Origin of the sequence: Streptomyces sp. Qhu_M48 (assembly GCF_051305195.1) — a bacterium.
Taxonomy (GTDB): domain Bacteria; phylum Actinomycetota; class Actinomycetes; order Streptomycetales; family Streptomycetaceae; genus Streptomyces.
In genome coordinates this window covers 1,980,955-1,997,935 of sequence record NZ_CP195432.1, presented here as the reverse complement: position 1 = coordinate 1,997,935, position 16,981 = coordinate 1,980,955, and the positions used below count along the sequence as shown (strand labels likewise).

The 16,981-nt window shown below is 70.3% G+C and carries 17 protein-coding genes; 6 read left to right on the top strand and 11 right to left on the bottom strand.

The window, feature by feature from the left end; translation table 11 throughout:
• Positions 1–27: 27 nt before the first annotated feature.
• Complete coding sequence (locus ACRRSS_RS09295) at positions 28–1,083, top strand: DUF7847 domain-containing protein (protein WP_435970740.1); 1,056 nt, start codon at positions 28–30, stop codon at positions 1,081–1,083.
• Positions 1,084–1,161: 78 nt separating this feature from the next.
• Here ACRRSS_RS09295 and ACRRSS_RS09290 read toward each other — a convergent pair whose 3' ends face one another.
• The 8 genes from ACRRSS_RS09290 to ACRRSS_RS09255 all read right to left on the bottom strand — a co-directional run bounded on the left by ACRRSS_RS09290 (position 1,162) and on the right by ACRRSS_RS09255 (position 7,716).
• Complete coding sequence (locus tag ACRRSS_RS09290; RefSeq protein WP_073917183.1) at positions 1,162–1,500, bottom strand: metal-sulfur cluster assembly factor; 339 nt, start codon at positions 1,498–1,500, stop codon at positions 1,162–1,164.
• Positions 1,497–1,970: a Fe-S cluster assembly sulfur transfer protein SufU gene (gene sufU / locus ACRRSS_RS09285; protein ID WP_435970739.1), complete on the bottom strand. Its 474-nt coding sequence runs from the start codon at positions 1,968–1,970 to the stop codon at positions 1,497–1,499. The genes ACRRSS_RS09290 and sufU overlap by 4 nt, the downstream gene beginning before the upstream one ends.
• Positions 1,971–1,980: 10 nt before the next feature.
• The gene (locus ACRRSS_RS09280; RefSeq protein ID WP_435970738.1) at positions 1,981–3,249 is read right to left on the bottom strand and encodes a cysteine desulfurase; all 1,269 of its coding nucleotides are present in this window, start codon (positions 3,247–3,249) and stop codon (positions 1,981–1,983) included.
• Positions 3,246–4,010 (bottom strand): Fe-S cluster assembly ATPase SufC, encoded by a 765-nt coding sequence (sufC, locus tag ACRRSS_RS09275; RefSeq protein WP_435970737.1) that lies wholly within the window; start codon positions 4,008–4,010, stop codon positions 3,246–3,248. The genes ACRRSS_RS09280 and sufC overlap by 4 nt, the downstream gene beginning before the upstream one ends.
• A gap of 7 nt (positions 4,011–4,017) precedes the next feature.
• Positions 4,018–4,335 carry a bifunctional 3-phenylpropionate/cinnamic acid dioxygenase ferredoxin subunit gene (locus ACRRSS_RS09270; RefSeq protein WP_351896732.1) on the bottom strand — a complete coding sequence of 106 codons (318 nt, stop codon included), beginning with the start codon at positions 4,333–4,335 and terminating at the stop codon, positions 4,018–4,020.
• Positions 4,335–5,516, bottom strand: coding sequence for a Fe-S cluster assembly protein SufD (gene sufD, locus ACRRSS_RS09265; RefSeq protein ID WP_435970736.1), 1,182 nt, complete (start codon positions 5,514–5,516; stop codon positions 4,335–4,337). The genes ACRRSS_RS09270 and sufD overlap by 1 nt, the downstream gene beginning before the upstream one ends.
• A 62-nt stretch (positions 5,517–5,578) precedes the next feature.
• Positions 5,579–6,994 (bottom strand): Fe-S cluster assembly protein SufB, encoded by a 1,416-nt coding sequence (sufB, locus tag ACRRSS_RS09260; RefSeq protein ID WP_435970735.1) that lies wholly within the window; start codon positions 6,992–6,994, stop codon positions 5,579–5,581.
• Positions 6,991–7,716, bottom strand: coding sequence for a helix-turn-helix transcriptional regulator (locus tag ACRRSS_RS09255; protein WP_435970734.1), 726 nt, complete (start codon positions 7,714–7,716; stop codon positions 6,991–6,993). Before ACRRSS_RS09255 ends, sufB begins: the two co-directional genes overlap by 4 nt.
• A gap of 317 nt (positions 7,717–8,033) precedes the next feature.
• Here ACRRSS_RS09255 and ACRRSS_RS09250 point away from each other — a divergent pair, with 317 nt between their 5' ends.
• The 3 genes from ACRRSS_RS09250 to ACRRSS_RS09240 all read left to right on the top strand — a co-directional run bounded on the left by ACRRSS_RS09250 (position 8,034) and on the right by ACRRSS_RS09240 (position 10,808).
• A complete protein-coding gene (locus ACRRSS_RS09250) occupies positions 8,034–8,969 on the top strand; it encodes an ABC transporter ATP-binding protein (RefSeq protein WP_435970733.1) in 936 nt (311 codons plus the stop codon).
• On the top strand, positions 8,966–9,766 hold the full coding sequence (locus tag ACRRSS_RS09245) for an ABC transporter permease (RefSeq protein WP_435970732.1): 801 nt from the start codon (positions 8,966–8,968) through the stop codon (positions 9,764–9,766). Before ACRRSS_RS09250 ends, ACRRSS_RS09245 begins: the two co-directional genes overlap by 4 nt.
• Positions 9,767–9,839: 73 nt before the next feature.
• On the top strand, positions 9,840–10,808 hold the full coding sequence (locus ACRRSS_RS09240; protein ID WP_435975286.1) for a COX15/CtaA family protein: 969 nt from the start codon (positions 9,840–9,842) through the stop codon (positions 10,806–10,808).
• Between the two features lie 36 nt (positions 10,809–10,844).
• Here the strand turns inward: ACRRSS_RS09240 and ACRRSS_RS09235 are convergent, their stop codons facing one another.
• From ACRRSS_RS09235 to ACRRSS_RS09225, 3 genes are all read right to left on the bottom strand, one after another.
• The gene (locus ACRRSS_RS09235) at positions 10,845–11,960 is read right to left on the bottom strand and encodes an amidohydrolase (protein ID WP_435970731.1); all 1,116 of its coding nucleotides are present in this window, start codon (positions 11,958–11,960) and stop codon (positions 10,845–10,847) included.
• A gap of 75 nt (positions 11,961–12,035) precedes the next feature.
• Complete coding sequence (locus tag ACRRSS_RS09230; RefSeq protein WP_435970730.1) at positions 12,036–12,356, bottom strand: hypothetical protein; 321 nt, start codon at positions 12,354–12,356, stop codon at positions 12,036–12,038.
• A 119-nt stretch (positions 12,357–12,475) separates the two neighbouring features.
• Entirely contained in the window at positions 12,476–13,423 is a 948-nt protein-coding gene (locus ACRRSS_RS09225) for a heme o synthase (RefSeq protein ID WP_435970729.1), read from the bottom strand.
• Between the two features lie 314 nt (positions 13,424–13,737).
• Here ACRRSS_RS09225 and tkt point away from each other — a divergent pair, with 314 nt between their 5' ends.
• Both tkt and tal read left to right on the top strand, forming a co-directional pair.
• Positions 13,738–15,825 carry a transketolase gene (tkt, locus tag ACRRSS_RS09220; protein WP_435970728.1) on the top strand — a complete coding sequence of 696 codons (2,088 nt, stop codon included), beginning with the start codon at positions 13,738–13,740 and terminating at the stop codon, positions 15,823–15,825.
• Between the two features lie 36 nt (positions 15,826–15,861).
• Positions 15,862–16,980, top strand: coding sequence for a transaldolase (tal, locus tag ACRRSS_RS09215; protein ID WP_435970727.1), 1,119 nt, complete (start codon positions 15,862–15,864; stop codon positions 16,978–16,980).
• Position 16,981 lies beyond the last annotated feature (1 nt).

Sequence of the window (16,981 nt, the reverse complement as noted above, 5' to 3'; positions counted from 1 at the left end):
ACATCATGGCCCGATACGGTGTCCCGCATGACGATTCCCCCGGGGCCGCCGCCCTACGGCTACGGCTACGGCTACGGCTACCCGCCGCCGCCCCCGCCGCCGAAGCCCGGCGTGATACCCCTGGCACCGCTCGGCTTCAGCGCGATCCTGACCGGCGCCTTCGCCACCATCGGCCGCTACTGGAAGCAGCTCCTCGGTGTGGCCTCGGTCGCCTACCTCGGCGCCCTGGTGGTCGTCGGAGCGGCGATCGGCATCGCGTACGCGGCCGTCGGCGACACCCTGCCCGCCGTGTTCGACCTGCCCGAGGGGCAGGAGCCGCACGGGGACGACCTCCGACCGCTGATCGTCGCGTTCGCCTGCGTCTGGCTGGTGGGCATGATCGCGATGCTCTGCGCCAGTGCCCTGGTGGCGGCGGCCTGTCCCGCCGTGGTCCAGGAGGCGGTCCTCGGCCGGCCCACGACCTTCGGCGCGATCTGGCGCCGCTCCTGGTCCCGGATGCCCGCCGTGTTCGGCACGGTGTTCCTGACGAGCCTGGCCCTGATGGTCCCGTTCGCCCTGTTCGCCGCGGCCTTCATCGGCCTCTTCGTCGCCCTGCTCGGCACCGACGACCGCACGTACGCCCTGCCGCTGGTGATGATCCTGGGCGCGCTGCTCCTCATCCCGCTCGCGCTGTGGATCTGGGTCAAGTTCAGCCTGGCCCCGGCGGCGGCCGTCATGGAAGGGCAGGGCGCGGTCGACTCGATGCGCCGCTCCTCGCGGCTGGTCCGCGGCGACTGGTGGCGCGTCTTCGGCTGCGTCCTGGCCGCCGGGATCATGGCCTCCGTGGTCGGCATGCTGATCCAGCAGGTCCTGTCCATGCTGGCGTCGACCCCGCTGGCGGCCACCGACTTCTCGGGCGAGGACTCCACCGCGGTGGTGGCCTCCCTGGCGCTCGTCCTCACGTTCCTCGTCCTCGGCCAGCTGATCAGCCAGGCGATCATCTCGGTCTTCCCGCCCCTGGTCACCGCCCTGCTCTACGTGGACCAGCGCATCCGCAAGGAGAACCTGGCCCCGGACCTCGCCCGGGCCGCAGGAACCCTCTGACCGTACGGAGGAGCCGACCGTACGGAGAAGCGGAACGGCCGCACCCCGAGGGGTGCGGCCGTCTCACGTGATCGGATCTCAGACGTTGAAGCCGAGCGCGCGCAGCTGCTCGCGGCCGTCGTCCGTGATCTTGTCCGGGCCCCACGGGGGCATCCAGACCCAGTTGATCTTCAGTTCGCTGACGATGCCGTCCGTCGCGGACTTCGCCTGGTCCTCGATCACATCGGTCAGCGGGCAGGCCGCCGACGTCAGGGTCATGTCCAGCGTCGCGATGTTCGCGTCGTCGATGTGGATGCCGTAGATCAGGCCCAGGTTGACGACGTCGATGCCCAGCTCGGGGTCGACGACGTCGTACAGCGCCTCACGGACTTCTTCCTCGGAGGCCGGCTTCATCGTGGCCTCGGCGTTCTCGGTCATGCCGACTTCCTCACAGACTTCTGGTCGCCCTCGCCCAGCGCCTGGGCGGTCGCGTCCTTCCACGCCATCCAGCTGAGCAGCGCGCACTTCACACGGGCCGGGTACTTGGAGACTCCGGCGAACGCGACCGCGTCCTCCAGGATCTCCTCCATCGCGTCGTCCGGCTCGATCCGGCCCTTGGACTGCATCAGCTCCAGGAAGGTGCCCTGGATCTTCTGCGCCTCGGCCAGCTCCTTGCCGACGAGCAGCTCGTTGAGAACGGACGCCGAGGCCTGGCTGATGGAGCAGCCCTGACCCTCGTACGACACGTCCTCGATGCGCGAGCCGTCGTACTTGACGCGGAGCGTGATCTCGTCGCCGCACGTCGGATTGACGTGGTGCACCTCGGCGTCGCCGTCCCGAAGACCGCGCCCGTGCGGGTGCTTGTAGTGGTCCAGGATGACGTCCTGGTACATCGAATCAAGCTTCACGACCAAGCCCCTACCCGAAGAAGTTCCGTACGTGCTCGAGTCCCGCGACCAGGGCGTCGACCTCGGCCGGGGTGGAGTACAGATAGAACGACGCCCGCGTGGTCGCAGGAATTCCGTACCGCAGGCAGACCGGCCTCGCGCAGTGGTGGCCGACCCGGACCGCGATGCCCTCCTCGTCGAGGACCTGGCCCACGTCGTGCGGGTGGATGTCGCCGAGCGTGAAGGAGATCGCCGCGCCGCGGTCCTCGGCCGTGGTGGGGCCGATGATCCGCAGGTCCGGAACCTCCTGGAGGCGCCGGACGGCGTACTCGGTGATCGCGTGCTCGTGGCGCGCGATGTTCTCCATGCCGATCGCCGACAGGTAGTCCACGGCCGCGCCGAGGCCGACGGCCTGGGCGATCGGGGGCGTACCCGCCTCGAACTTGTGCGGAGCCGGCGCGTACGTCGAGGAGTGCATCGAGACGGTCTCGATCATCTCGCCGCCACCGAGGAACGGCGGCAGGTCCTCCAGGAGCTCCTGCCGTCCCCACAGCACGCCGATGCCGGTCGGGCCGCACATCTTGTGGCCGGTGAAGGCCACGAAGTCGGCCTGGAGCGCCTGCACGTCCAGCACCATGTGCGGGGCCGCCTGGGAGGCGTCGATGCAGACGAGCGCACCGACCTCCTGGGCACGCCGGATGATCGCCTCGACCGGGTTGACCGTGCCCAGCAGGTTCGACACCAGCGTGAAGGAGACGATCTTGGTCTTCTCGGTGATGACCTCTTCGATGTTCGAGAGGTCGAGACGGCCGTCGTCGGTGAGGCCGAACCACTTCAGCTTCGCGCCCGTGCGCTGCGAGAGCAGCTGCCACGGCACGATGTTGGAGTGGTGCTCCATCTCCGTGATGGCGATCTCGGTCTCGTGGTCCACGCGGTAGGGCTCGTCGGCCCAGCCCAGCATGTTGGCCACGAGGTTGAGCGACTCGGAGGCGTTCTTCGTGAAGATGACCTCGTCGCGGCTCGGCGCGTTGATGAAGGCCGCGACCTTGTCGCGGGCGCCCTCGTACAGCGCCGTCGCCTCCTCGGCGACCGTGTAGACGCCGCGGTGGACGTTGGCGTTGTGACGCTCGTAGTACGTGTTGAGCGCGTCGAGGACCTGCCGCGGCTTCTGCGAGGTCGCCGCGGAGTCGAGGTACACGATCTTCTTGCCGTCGTGGACCACGCGATCCAGGAGCGGGAAGTCCTTGCGGATCGCCTCGGTGTCGAGGAGGCCGGAGAGCCCCTGATGGGCAGAAGTCACGCGGACGCGCCACCCTTCACGTACTTGTCGTAGCCCTCGTTCTCCAGGACGTCGGCGAGCTCGGCGCCGCCGGACTCGGCGATGCGGCCGTTCGCGAAGACGTGCACGAAGTCGGGCTTGATGTAGCGCAGGATGCGCGTGTAGTGGGTGATCAGCAGGGTGCCGACCTCGCCGGTCTCGCGCACGCGGTTGACGCCCTCGGAGACGACGCGCAGGGCGTCGACGTCGAGGCCCGAGTCGGTCTCGTCGAGGATCGCGATCTTCGGCTTGAGGAGCTCCAGCTGCAGGATCTCGTGGCGCTTCTTCTCACCGCCGGAGAAGCCCTCGTTGACGTTGCGCTCGGCGAAGGCCGGGTCCATCTGGAGCTGCTCCATCGCGGACTTGACCTCCTTCACCCAGGTGCGCAGCTTGGGCGCCTCGCCGCGGACGGCGGTGGCGGAGGTGCGCAGGAAGTTGGAGACCGAGACACCGGGGACCTCGACCGGGTACTGCATGGCCAGGAAGACGCCGGCGCGGGCGCGCTCGTCGACCGACATCTCCAGGACGTCCTCACCGTCGAGGGTGACGGTGCCGCTGGTGATCGTGTACTTCGGGTGACCGGCGAGGGAGTAGGCCAGGGTCGACTTGCCGGAGCCGTTGGGGCCCATGACGGCGTGGGTCTCGCCCTGCTTGATGGTCAGGTCGACACCCTTGAGGATCTCGCGGGGGCCGTTCTCCGCGTCGACGGAGACGTGCAGGTCGTGGATTTCAAGCGTTGCCATGGGTGACTCAGGACTCCTGGGTGACGGAGACGAGCACATCGTCCCCTTCGATCTTTACGGGGTATACGGGGACGGGGCGCGTCGCGGGAAGGCCGGAGGGCTTACCGGTGCGGAGGTCGAAGCTGGAGCCGTGCAGCCAGCACTCGATGGCACAGTCCTCGACCTCGCCCTCCGAGAGGGAGACGTTCGCGTGCGAGCAGATGTCGTTGATCGCGAACACCTCGCCCTCGGTGTGCACGACCGACACCGGCGTGCCGTCGACCTCGACCCGCTTCGGGGTGTCGGCCTCCAGCTCGCTCAGCGTGCAGACTCGGACGAAGGCCATCAGACGGAGGCCTCCAGCTCGGCCTCGATCTTGGCGAGCAGGCGCTCCTCGACGTCCGGCAGACCGATCTGCTGGACGAGCTCCGCGAAGAAGCCGCGGACGACGAGGCGACGGGCCTCGGGCGCCGGGATGCCGCGGGACATCAGGTAGAAGAGCTGCTCGTCGTCGAAGCGACCGGTGGCCGAGGCGTGACCGGCGCCGGCGATCTCGCCGGTCTCGATCTCCAGGTTCGGTACGGAGTCGACCCGGGCGCCGTCCGTGAGGACCAGGTTCCGGTTGAGCTCGTACGAGTCCGTGCCCTCGGCGGCGGCCTGGATCAGCACGTCGCCGATCCAGACGGCGTGCGCGTCCTGGCCCTGCAGCGCGCCCTTGTAGGCCACGTTGGACTTGCAGTGCGGGGTGTTGTGGTCGACCAGGAGGCGGTGCTCCTGGTGCTGGCCCGCGTCGGTGAAGTACAGGCCGAACAGCTCGGCCTCGCCGCCGGGGGCCGCGTACGCCACCCGCGGGTGGATACGGACGACGTCGCCGCCGAAGGTGACGATGACGGACTTGAAGGAGGCGTCACGGCCGACCAGCGCGTTGTGCTGGGCGACGTGGACGGCCTTCTCGTCCCAGTCCTGGACGGAGACGACGGTGAGCTTGGCGCCGTCACCGAGGACGTAGTCGACGTTGGCGGCGAGCACCGCGTCGCCGGTGTGGTCGATGACCACGACGGCCTCGGCGAACGCACCGAGCTCGATCACCTGGTGGCCGAAGGCGACCCCGCCCTGGCCGTGCACCGCGATGCGGATCGGCTCGGTGAGGACGGCCTCCTTGGCGACGGTGACGACCGAGGCCTTCTCGAAGGAGGAGTACGCCTGGGCGGCGACGCGGTCGACCGGCTTGCCGGCCTTGCCGAGGCGCTCGTCCTCGCGGCCGACGGTCTCCACCGTGACGCCCTCGGGGGCCTCGATCTCGACCTTGACGCCCTCGCCCGTGGCGACGGCGGTGCCGTCGTGCAGGCCGCGGAGGCGCGCGAGCGGCGTGAACCGCCACTCCTCCTCGCGACCGTGCGGGACGGGGAAGTCCGCGACGTCGAAGGACGGGGGCGCGCTCATGCGCGTGGCGACGGTGGACTCGGCGGCCACCGCGATCGAGCCGGCGGTGGTGGAACCCGCCGGGATGTTCTGAGCCTCAGCCATGGCTGTTGTGTTGCTCTCTTCCTACGTACGTACGGAGTCGGTCGCTGCGGGGACGGGGGGCGTCAGCCCACCGAGCCCTCCATCTGCAGCTCGATCAGCCGGTTGAGCTCCAGGGCGTACTCCATCGGGAGTTCCTTGGCGATGGGCTCGACGAAGCCGCGGACGATCATCGCCATGGCCTCGAACTCGGTGAGGCCGCGGCTCATCAGGTAGAAGAGCTGGTCCTCGGAGACCTTGGAGACGGTCGCCTCGTGGCCCATGGAGACGTCGTCCTCGCGCACGTCCACGTAGGGGTACGTGTCGGAGCGGGAGATCGTGTCGACGAGCAGCGCGTCGCAGAGCACGTTCGACTTGGAACCGGGGGCGCCCTCGCCGATCTCGATGAGACCGCGGTAGGAGGTGCGGCCGCCGCCTCGCGCCACCGACTTGGAGACGATGTTGGAGGAGGTGTTCGGGGCCATGTGGACCATCTTGGCGCCGGCGTCCTGGTGCTGGCCCTCGCCCGCGAAGGCGATGGAGAGCGTCTCGCCCTTGGCGTGCTCGCCCATCAGGTAGACGGCCGGGTACTTCATGGTGACCTTGGAGCCGATGTTGCCGTCGACCCACTCCATGGTGGCGCCCTCGTAGGCGACGGCGCGCTTGGTCACCAGGTTGTAGACGTTGTTCGACCAGTTCTGGATGGTCGTGTAGCGGCAGCGGCCGCCCTTCTTCACGATGATCTCGACGACGGCGCTGTGCAGCGAGTCCGAGGAGTAGATCGGGGCGGTGCAGCCCTCGACGTAGTGGACGTAGGCGTCCTCGTCGACGATGATCAGCGTCCGCTCGAACTGGCCCATGTTCTCCGTGTTGATACGGAAGTAGGCCTGGAGCGGGATCTCGACCCGCACGCCCTTCGGCACGTAGATGAACGAGCCGCCGGACCACACGGCCGTGTTCAGGGAGGCGAACTTGTTGTCGCCGACCGGGATGACGGTGCCGAAGTACTCGCGGAAGAGTTCCTCGTGCTCCTTCAGCGCGGTGTCGGTGTCGACGAAGATGACGCCCTGCTCCTCCAGGTCCTCACGGATCTGGTGGTAGACGACCTCGGACTCGTACTGGGCGGCGACACCGGCGACGAGGCGCTGCTTCTCCGCCTCGGGGATGCCGAGCTTGTCGTACGTGTTCTTGATGTCCTCGGGCAGGTCCTCCCAGGAAGCGGCCTGCTTCTCGGTGGAGCGCACGAAGTACTTGATGTTGTCGAAGTCGATGCCGGAGAGGTCGGAGCCCCAGGTCGGCATGGGCTTCTTGCCGAAGAGACGCAGACCCTTGAGACGCAGCTTCAGCATCCACTCGGGCTCGTTCTTCTTCGAGGAGATGTCGCGGACGACGTCCTCGTTCAGACCGCGCTTGGCGGTGGCGCCGGCGGCGTCGGAGTCGGCCCAGCCGTACTCGTACCGACCCAGGCCCTCGAGCTCGGGGTGGCTGATCTCGGTGGTCATGCGGGGTTCCTCCCGGCCGTACTTGCGGATGCTGATTCGGTGGTCTGTGGAGCGCCGTGCGGGATGAACGTGGTGCAGACGCCGTCACCATGCGCGATGGTGGCCAGCCGCTGGACGTGTGTTCCCAGGAGGCGGGAGAAGAACTCCGTCTCCGCCTCGCACAGCTGTGGATACTGCTCGGCGACGTGGGCGACCGGGCAGTGGTGCTGGCAGAGCTGCTCGCCGACCGGCGCGTTCCGCGCAGTGGCAGCGTACCCGTCGGCGGTCAGCGCCTTGGCAAGCGCCTCGACCCGCCGCTCCGGCTCCACGGCCTCGACCGCCTCGCGGTAGGCGTCCGCCTGGGCCTCGATCCGGTCGCGGGCGAAGGCGGCCACGGCCGCCTCCCCTCCGGCGTTGCGCTCGATCCAGCGGAGCGCCTCGACGGCGAGGGAGTCGTACGACTGGTCGAAGGCGTCCCGGCCGTAGTCGGTGAGCGCGAAGACCTTCGCGGGGCGGCCTCGGGCGCGGGCGCCGTAGACGCGCTGGTCGCGGGCCTCGACCACGTTCTCCGCGACCAGCGAGTCGAGATGGCGGCGGACGGCCGCCTGGGTGAGGCGGAGCCGCCCGGCGAGGTCGGCGACGGTCGACGGCCCGTGGTCCAGGATCGACCGTGCGACCCGGTTGCGCGTCGAACGCTCACGGGTCGCGAGTTCCTCCACCGGAGCCGCGCCAACGTTTTTCACAACGCCATTGTTGCGTAATTAATCTCGGACTGACAAGCGACGTCCACGGCGGCGACGGTGCCGTGCGTCACTCAGGTAAGGCTTACCTGACCTGCGGAAATGATCATTCGTGGGACGAATCAGAGCTCCCCTCCGGCCGCCCCGCGACCCCGTACGCGCAGGCCACGGGCGCTCCGCGGCCCGCGATGCCACCCGGCGCGGCGACGCCCGCGCCGCGTCCCGGATCCCCGGAAACCGCCTTTCCGGCGAGGATCGGGAGAAAGAAAGAAACCGGCCCCCCACCGGAGGGCCTCCGCCCCCTCTCTAGACTTCCCGGCATGCGAAACACGTCCGTCGAGTCCGTCGTCCAGGTCCGCGGCCTGGTCAAGCGGTACGGCACCAAGACCGCCGTCGACGGCCTCGACCTCGACGTACGGGCGGGCACCGTCACCGCCGTCCTCGGACCCAACGGGGCCGGCAAGACCACCACCATCGAGACCTGCGAGGGCTACCGCAGGCCCGACGGCGGCACCGTCCGCGTCCTCGGCCTCGACCCGGTCGCCGACGCGGCGGCGCTGCGCCCCCGGATCGGCGTGATGCTCCAGTCCGGCGGCGTCTACTCCGGCGCCCGCGCCGACGAGATGCTCCGCCACATGGCGAAGCTGCACGCCCACCCGCTGGACGTGGGCGCCCTGATCGAGCGGCTCGGCCTCGGCTCCTGCGGCCGCACCACCTACCGGCGCCTCTCCGGCGGCCAGCAGCAGCGCCTCGCGCTCGCCATGGCCGTCGTCGGCCGCCCGGAACTCGTCTTCCTCGACGAGCCGACCGCCGGACTCGACCCGCAGGCCCGCCACGCCACCTGGGACCTCGTGCGCGAGCTGCGCGCCGACGGGGTGACCACCGTCCTCACCACCCACTTCATGCAGGAGGCCGAGGAGCTCGCCGACGACGTCGCCATCGTCGACGCCGGCCGGATCGCCGCCCAGGGCAGCCCCGAGGAGCTGTGCCGGGGCGGCGCCGAGAACACCCTGCGCTTCACCGGGCGCGCCGGACTCGACCTGGGCTCCCTGCTCAAGGCGCTGCCCGACGGCACGGCCGCGGCGGAGCCGCTCCCGGGCACGTACCGGATCACCGGCGCCGTCGACCCGCAGCTGCTCGCCACGGTCGCCGGCTGGTGCGCCCAGCACGGCGTCATGCCCGACGGCATCTCCGTCGAGCGCCACACCCTCGAGGACGTCTTCCTCGAACTGACGGGCAAGGATCTGCGGTCGTGAGCACTGGTACGTACACCCCGAAGCCGGGCGCCGCCCCCGTCGGCCGGATGATCGCGGCGCAGACGGCGCTGGAGACCCGGATGCTGCTGCGCAACGGCGAGCAGCTCCTGCTCACGGTGATCATCCCGTCCCTGCTCCTGGTGCTCTTCTCCACCGTCGACATCGTCACCGTGCCTGTCTCTCAGTCGGGCGGCTCCGGCAAGGCCGTCGACTTCCTCGCCCCCGGCGTCCTGGCCCTCGCCGTCCTGTCGACCGCCTTCACGGGCCAGGCCATCGCGACCGGTTTCGAGCGGCGGTACGGGGTGCTCAAGCGCCTCGGCGCCTCACCGCTCCCCCGCTGGGCGCTGATGACGTCCAAGACGCTCGCCGTCATGGTCACCGAGGTCCTCCAGATCGCGCTCCTGACGGCGATCGCGCTCGGTCTCGGCTGGTCCCCGCACGGGGCCGCGACCTTCACGGGCGTGCTCTCCGTGCTGCTGCTCCTGCTGCTCGGCACGGCCGCCTTCTCCGGCCTCGGCCTGCTGATGGCGGGCACGCTGAAGGCGGAGGCCACCCTGGCCGCCGCGAACCTGGTCTTCCTGCTGCTCCTGGTGGGCGGCGGGGTCATCGTCCCGCTGGAGAGGTTCCCGGACGCGGCCCGCTCGGTCCTGGAGCTGCTCCCGATCTCCGCCCTCTCGGACGGCCTGCGGGCGATCCTCCAGGACGGCGCGTCGCTGCCCTGGGGCGACGCGCTGACCCTGGCGGCCTGGGCGGTGCTCGGCCTGGGCGCGGCGGCGAAGTTCTTCCGCTGGGAGTAGCCGAGGGGTCCCAGAGGGTGACGTTTCCCGACAAGGCACCCCTCGTGAAAGCGTGCACAAGCCCCGGCCTACGATAGGGCGCGTGCTGACCCCCCTCGCCTCCATCGCCAGGCGCTGGACCCCGTCCCCCCGGACGCTCCGGCGCGCCGCGCTCTCCGCCGTCGTGATGAGCGTCCTCATCATCGTCACGGGCGGCGCGGTCCGGCTGACCGGTTCCGGTCTCGGCTGCGACACCTGGCCCAAGTGCACCGACGACAGCCTGATCGTGACGCCCGAGCAGGGCTACCGGGGCATGATCGAGTTCGGCAACCGGATGCTGACGTACGTCCTGTCGGCTGCCGTGGGCTGGGCGATCATCGCCGCCCGGTCCACCAAGCCCTGGCGGCGCGGCCTCACCCGGCTCGCCTGGGCCCAGTTCTGGATCGTGATGAGCAACGCCGTCATCGGCGGCATCACGGTGTGGATGGGCCTCAACCCGTGGACGGTGGCCGGCCACTTCCTCGCCGCGAACGCCCTGCTCACGGTCGCCGTCATCACCTGGCACCGGACCGGCGAGGGCGACACCGCCCCCCGCCCGCGCGTGCCGCGCCCGGTCCGCAGGCTGTCCTGGGCGATCACCGTCGCCTCGGGTCTGCTGATCGCGGCCGGCACGACGGTGACCGGCGCCGGCAAGCACGCCGGCGACAGCAGCGACGTGCCGCGCATGCCGTGGGACTGGACCGACGCCGCCCACGTCCACGCCGTCTCCGCCTGGGTCGTCTGCGCCCTCGCCGTGGCGATGTGGCTGGTGCTGCGCGTGGTGGACGCCCCGCTCGACACCCGGGCGCGCGCCCGGGAGCTGCTGGTGGTGCTGCTCGCGCAGGGCGCGATCGGTTACGTCCAGTACTTCACCGGCGTCCCCGAGGTCCTCGTCGCCGTCCACATGCTCGGCTCCTCGCTGATGTGGATCGCGGTCCTGCGGCTCGCCCTGAGCATGCGCGAGCGCCCCGCCCCGACGGCGGACATCCCGGCCCAGGCCGACCCCCAGCTCGCGACCGCCTGACACCCGCGTCGAGCGCGCCCGCGCCGTGCCCGCCCGCTACCGACGGGGTCGGGCGGCGGGCCGGTCCAGCCGGTAGACCCGGCGCGCGGTGTCCGCCGCGATCATCGTGGCGACGCGCTGGGCGTCCGTACGGGACCAGGCGCCGTCCATGACCCACTCGTCGAGCACTCGCGTGAGGGCGGTGCGGAAGACGCTCGCGGCGACCACGTGGAGCTCGGGCAGCCCGTGGGCGCCGCTGGAGAACAGCAGCTTGCCGAAGGGCGCCCGCTCCAGGACCTCGGCGAGGACCGCCGCGGCCCGTGCCCCGGTGTGGACCAGGACGGGGCCGAGGTCCGCGTACACGTGCGCGTGTACGACGGTCAGGTGCGCGGCGGCGCGGTGGTGCGGGTAGGAGTGCAGCAGCACCAGGTCGGCGCCGAGGCCGGTGGTGGCGGCGGCGAAGCCGGCGATCGAGGCCGGGTCGCGGTCCCCGGTGTGCAGCTGGAGGGGGCGTCCCGCGGTGACCGCGGTCCAGAGGAGATGCCGCAGCAGGACGGGGTCGCCGAGCCTCTCGCCCGCCGGACGTCCGGCGAGCCAGCGGCCCGCCGCCCGGCGGACCTCCCCGGGCTCCGGCGGGTCGGGGGCGTACGCGAGCCCGTGGCGGGCGCCCGCCCCGGAGGCGAAGGCCACGGCGTGGGCGGCGGCCCCGTGGACGGCCTCGGCGAGGTTGGCGAGGAAGGCCTCGACGGTTCCCGAGGTGTCGGCGATCTGTTCGGCGAGGGGTTCGAGGCGGACGATCTCGTGTGCCTCGGCGGCGCCGACGGCGGCGAGTTCGGCGGGCCCGGTCAGATCGTCGGGGCGTCCGGTGTCGACCAGGTAGGTGGCGATCCCGGAGGCCCGGAGCAGGCGCCGGGCCGCTTCGGCGACACCGAGTTCACGGCGGCGCGCGAGGTAGCGGGCGGGCGTGCAGTGCGGTTCGAGACCGAGGAGCGGCGGGCACCACCGGCGCACGGCGAAGCCGGTCTGGGTGTCGAAGAAGGTGGTGCCCGCGGCGGGCAGCGCGCTACCCCCGCCGAGCTGGGCGCCGAGGTGGGCCTCGAAGGTGCCGAGGCCGAGCTCCCCGCGGAGCACCCCGTGGCAGTACTGGTCCACCAGGCTCGGCGTGTCGATCATCTCGGGGGCTCCCTGTGTGGACGTGTTCTCGTCTCCACACGTCCTAACGGGTGAGCCCCGCGCGAGGTTGTTGCCTCAGCTGTCCGAGGGTCCGCCGATCTGGATACCGGCCATCCGGCTCCACTCGTACGGGCCGGTGGCGACCTTCGCGGCGAACTCGCCGTCGAACTCCTCGTGGAGGGTGAGACCGGCCTTCTCGGCGGCCTTCTCGGCGATCGCGTACGTCGGCGCGACGAGGTCGCCCCAGCCGCCGTCGGTCCCGACGAGCACGATCCGGGTGCCCGCCTGGCCGATGTGCGCGAGGTGCCCCTCGGAGCCGCCGTGCTCCTTGGAGAAGGCCTGGATCTCCCTGGCGAGCTTGGCCGCCTTGCGCTCTTCGTTCTTCGTTTCTGCCATGAAACCGATGCTACCGAGGGGTAGATCGACTGGCGACGGCCGGGTCACGTGGCCTATCCCACGTGACCCGGCCGTCGGCCGAGCGGATCATCTGAGCGGAGCGCGCCCGCGGTGCGCCCCTAGCGGAGGAAGGGGTCCACCGCGACCGCCACGAAGAGCAGCGAGACGTAGGTGATGGACCAGTGGAAGAGGCGCATCTCCTTGAGTTTCACGCCGGTCGCGCCGTTCTTCGCGCGGTGGAGCAGCGCGTGCGCCTCCCAGAGCCACCAGCCGCCGGTCAGCAGCGCCACGGTCAGGTAGAACCAGCCCGTGTAGCCCAGCGGGGTGAGCAGCAGCGAGACGGCGACCATCACCCAGCTGTACGCGACGATCTGCCTGGCCACGACCTTGTTGGAGGCGAGGACGGGCAGCATCGGGACGCCCGCGCGGGCGTAGTCGTCCTTCACCTTCATCGACAGCGGCCAGTAGTGCGGCGGCGTCCAGAAGAAGATGACGAGGAAGAGGATGACCGCGGCCCAGGACATCGAGTCGGTCACGGCCGACCAGCCGATGAGGACCGGCAGGCAGCCGGCGATGCCGCCCCAGACGATGTTCTGTGCGGTGCGGCGCTTCAGGATCATCGTGTAGACCACGACGTAGAAGAGGAGCGCGCCGAGCGAGAGGGCGGCGGAGAGCCAGTTGACGAGCAGGCCGAACCAGAGCGTGGAGACCACGGCGAGGGTGAGGCCGAAGACCAGGCCCTCGCGCGGGGTCAGGACGCCGGTGACCAGCGGACGCTGGGAGGTGCGGTCCATCAGCGCGTCGATGTCGCGGTCGATGTACATGTTCAGCGCGTTGGCGCCGCCCGCCGACAGGTAGCCGCCGAAGCAGGTGGCGAGCACCAGCCACAGGTCGGGCACGCCCTGCTCGGCGAGGAACATCACCGGGACGGTGGTGATGAGCAGCAGTTCGATGATCCGCGGCTTGGTCAGTGCCACGTATGCCTTGACGCGGGCCCCGAACGGCCGATGGCCCCCCGGGCTGGGAGTCAAGACGACCCCTGCGGGTCGGGACTCGACGGCCGTCACGCACACCCCTGACAGAGAAATTCCCAGCAAGCTCCCCGGATGAAGGCGGGGTGAAGCTTGCGCGTACCACGCCACTGTAGACGTTGCCCAGACACCGATCTTCGCGGGGGTGGGGTCGTGTTGAAGGGGTGTGTCCCAAGGCGTGGACACGGTTCGGGAGGCGAAGTCACACGGGCGGCGGCAGTCTTGCCGTGTCCGCTCATGTGAGGGGCATGCACACGAAAAGAGGGGCGTTCCGGCGGGGGTAGGCTCGACAACGCCGGTACACCCTCAGTCACCGGCTTCAGACATGTGGAGAGGAGCCCTGACCCAGGGTGAGCACTAAGCCGACCACCACAGACCTCGAGTGGACCGAGTTGGACCAGCGCGCGGTGGACACCGCCCGCATCCTGGCGGCGGACGCCGTACAGAAGGTCGGCAACGGCCATCCCGGTACGGCGATGAGCCTGGCGCCCGCCGCGTACACCCTCTTCCAGAAGGTGATGCGGCACGACCCCGCCGACCCCGAGTGGGTCGGGCGCGACCGGTTCGTCCTCTCCGCGGGACACTCGTCCCTGACCCTCTACACCCAGCTGTACCTGGGTGGCTTCGGTCTTGAGCTGGACGATCTGAAGGCCTTCCGTACCTGGGGCTCGAAGACCCCCGGCCACCCGGAGTACGGCCACACCGCCGCCGTCGAGACCACCACGGGCCCGCTGGGCCAGGGTGTCGCCAACGCCGTGGGCATGGCGATGGCCGCCCGCTTCGAGCGCGGTCTGTTCGACCCGGAGGCCGCCACCGGCGCCTCCCCGTTCGACCACCGGATCTACGCGATCGCCGGCGACGGCTGCCTGCAGGAGGGCATCTCCGCGGAGGCGTCCTCGCTCGCCGGTCACCAGAAGCTCGGCAACCTGATCCTGCTGTGGGACGACAACCACATCTCGATCGAGGGCGACACCGAGACGGCCGTGTCCGAGGACACGATGAAGCGGTACGAGGCGTACGGCTGGCACGTCCAGCGCGTCGAGCCGCAGGCCAACGGCGACCTGGACCCGGCCGGGCTGTACGCGGCGATCAAGGCCGCCGAGGCCGAGACCGGGCGTCCGTCGTTCATCGCGATGCGCTCGATCATCGCCTGGCCCGCCCCGAACGCGCAGAACACCGAGGCCGCGCACGGCTCGGCGCTCGGCGACGAGGAGATCGCGGCCACCAAGCGCGTCCTCGGCTTCGACCCGGAGCGGACCTTCGAGGTCTCCGACGAGGTCATCGCGCACACCCGTGCGCTCGGCGACCGCGGCCGTGAGGCCCGCGCCGCGTGGGAGAAGTCGCTCGCCGAGTGGCGTACGGCCAACCCGGAGCGTGCCGCCGAGTTCGACCGCGTGCAGGCGAACGAGCTGCCGGCCGGCTGGGCCGAGAAGCTCCCGGTCTTCGAGCCGGGCAAGGGTGTCGCCACCCGCGCCGCCTCGGGCCAGGTCCTCAAGGCGCTCGGAGCGGTCATCCCGGAGCTGTGGGGCGGCTCGGCCGACCTCGCCGGCTCCAACAACACGACGATCGACAAGGACTCGTCGTTCCTGCCCGAGGGCAACCCGCTGCCGGAGGCCGACAAGTACGGCCGCACGATCCACTTCGGCATCCGCGAGCACTCGATGGCCGCGGAGATGAACGGCATCGCGCTGCACGGCAACACCCGCGTCTACGGCGGCACCTTCCTGGTGTTCTCCGACTACATGCGCAACGCGGTGCGGCTGTCGGCGCTGATGCACCTCCCCGTCACGTACGTCTGGACCCACGACTCGATCGGTCTGGGCGAGGACGGCCCGACGCACCAGCCGGTGGAGCACCTGGCCTCGCTGCGCGCGATCCCGGGTCTGAACGTGGTCCGTCCGGCCGACGCCAACGAGACGGCCATCGCCTGGCGCGAGATCATGCGGCGCCACACGAAGGTCTTCGGCAAGGGCGCCCCGCACGGCCTCGCGCTCACCCGCCAGGGTGTGCCGACCTACGCGCCGAACGAGGACACCGTCAAGGGCGGCTACGTGCTCTTCGAGGCCGAGGGCGGCGCGCCCGAGGTCGTCCTGATCGGCACGGGCTCCGAGGTGCACCTGGCCGTCGAGGCCCGCGAGCAGCTCCAGGCGGCCGGTGTCCCGACCCGTGTGGTCTCGATGCCGTCGGTGGAGTGGTTCGAGGAGCAGGGGCAGGAGTACAAGGACTCCGTCCTGCCGCCGTCGGTCAGGGCCCGGGTCGCGGTCGAGGCCGGTATCGGCCTCACCTGGCACCGGTACGTCGGCGACGCCGGCCGGATCGTCTCGCTGGAGCACTTCGGTGCCTCGGCGGACGCGAAGGTCCTGTTCCGCGAGTTCGGTTTCACGCCGGAGGCGATCGTCGCCGCCGCCCGGGAATCGATCGACGCCGCCGCGCGCTGACCCGCATACGTACGACTTATTGGAGATGCAATTCTCATGACAGACGCTCTCAAGCGCCTCTCCGACGAAGGCGTCGCGATCTGGCTGGACGACCTGTCGCGCAAGCGGATCACGTCCGGCAACCTGGCCGAGCTCCTCGACCAGAGCCACGTGGTCGGCGTGACGACCAACCCGTCGATCTTCCAGAAGGCGATCTCCTCGGGTGACGGCTACGAGCAGCAGCTCGCCGAGCTCGCCGCCCGCAAGGTGACCGTCGACGAGGCGATCCGCATGATCACGACGGCGGACGTCCGCGACGCCGCCGACATCCTGCGGCCGGTCTTCGACGCGACCGAGGGCCAGGACGGCCGGGTCTCCATCGAGGTCGACCCCCGCCTCGCCCACGAGACGACCGCCACCATCGCCGAGGCCAAGCAGCTGGCCTGGCTGGTGGACCGTCCCAACACCCTGATCAAGATTCCGGCCACCAAGGCGGGTCTGCCGGCGATCACCGAGGTCATCGGCCTCGGCATCAGCGTCAACGTCACGCTGATCTTCTCGCTGGAGCGCTACCGCGCGGTCATGGACGCCTACCTGGCGGGTCTGGAGAAGGCCCGTGAGCGCGGCCTCGACATCTCCAGGATCCACTCGGTGGCGTCCTTCTTCGTGTCCCGGGTGGACTCGGAGATCGACAAGCGCCTGGACGGCGTCGGCACCGACGAGGCCAAGGCCCTCAAGGGCAAGGCCGCCCTGGCCAACGCCCGTCTGGCCTACGAGGCGTTCGAGGAGGTCTTCTCCTCGGAGCGCTGGGCCGCCCTCGACAAGGCGCAGGCCAACAAGCAGCGTCCGCTGTGGGCCTCGACCGGCGTCAAGGACCCGGCGTACAAGGACACCCTGTACGTCGTGGACCTGGTCGCCCCCGGCACGGTCAACACCATGCCGGAAGCCACCCTGGAGGCCACCGCCGACCACGGCGAGGTCACCGGTGACACGGTGCGCGGCACGTACGACCGTTCGCGCGCCGAGCTCGCGGCCATCGAGGAGCTGGGCATCAGCTACGACGAGGTCGTGCAGCTCCTCGAGGACGAGGGCGTCGAGAAGTTCGAGGCGTCCTGGAACGACCTTCTCAAGTCCACCGAGGCGGAGCTCGCGCGCCTCGCACCTTCGGAGGCGTAAG

Coding starts and splice junctions, on each gene's coding strand:
- ACRRSS_RS09295 (WP_435970740.1), top strand. CDS start 28: ATGACGATTCCCCCGGGGCCGCCGCCCTACGGCTACGGCTACGGCTAC.
- ACRRSS_RS09290 (WP_073917183.1), bottom strand. CDS start 1,500: ATGACCGAGAACGCCGAGGCCACGATGAAGCCGGCCTCCGAGGAAGAA.
- sufC (WP_435970737.1), bottom strand. CDS start 4,010: ATGGCAACGCTTGAAATCCACGACCTGCACGTCTCCGTCGACGCGGAG.
- ACRRSS_RS09270 (WP_351896732.1), bottom strand. CDS start 4,335: ATGGCCTTCGTCCGAGTCTGCACGCTGAGCGAGCTGGAGGCCGACACC.
- sufD (WP_435970736.1), bottom strand. CDS start 5,516: ATGGCTGAGGCTCAGAACATCCCGGCGGGTTCCACCACCGCCGGCTCG.
- sufB (WP_435970735.1), bottom strand. CDS start 6,994: ATGACCACCGAGATCAGCCACCCCGAGCTCGAGGGCCTGGGTCGGTAC.
- ACRRSS_RS09250 (WP_435970733.1), top strand. CDS start 8,034: ATGCGAAACACGTCCGTCGAGTCCGTCGTCCAGGTCCGCGGCCTGGTC.
- ACRRSS_RS09235 (WP_435970731.1), bottom strand. CDS start 11,960: ATGATCGACACGCCGAGCCTGGTGGACCAGTACTGCCACGGGGTGCTC.
- ACRRSS_RS09230 (WP_435970730.1), bottom strand. CDS start 12,356: ATGGCAGAAACGAAGAACGAAGAGCGCAAGGCGGCCAAGCTCGCCAGG.
- tal (WP_435970727.1), top strand. CDS start 15,862: ATGACAGACGCTCTCAAGCGCCTCTCCGACGAAGGCGTCGCGATCTGG.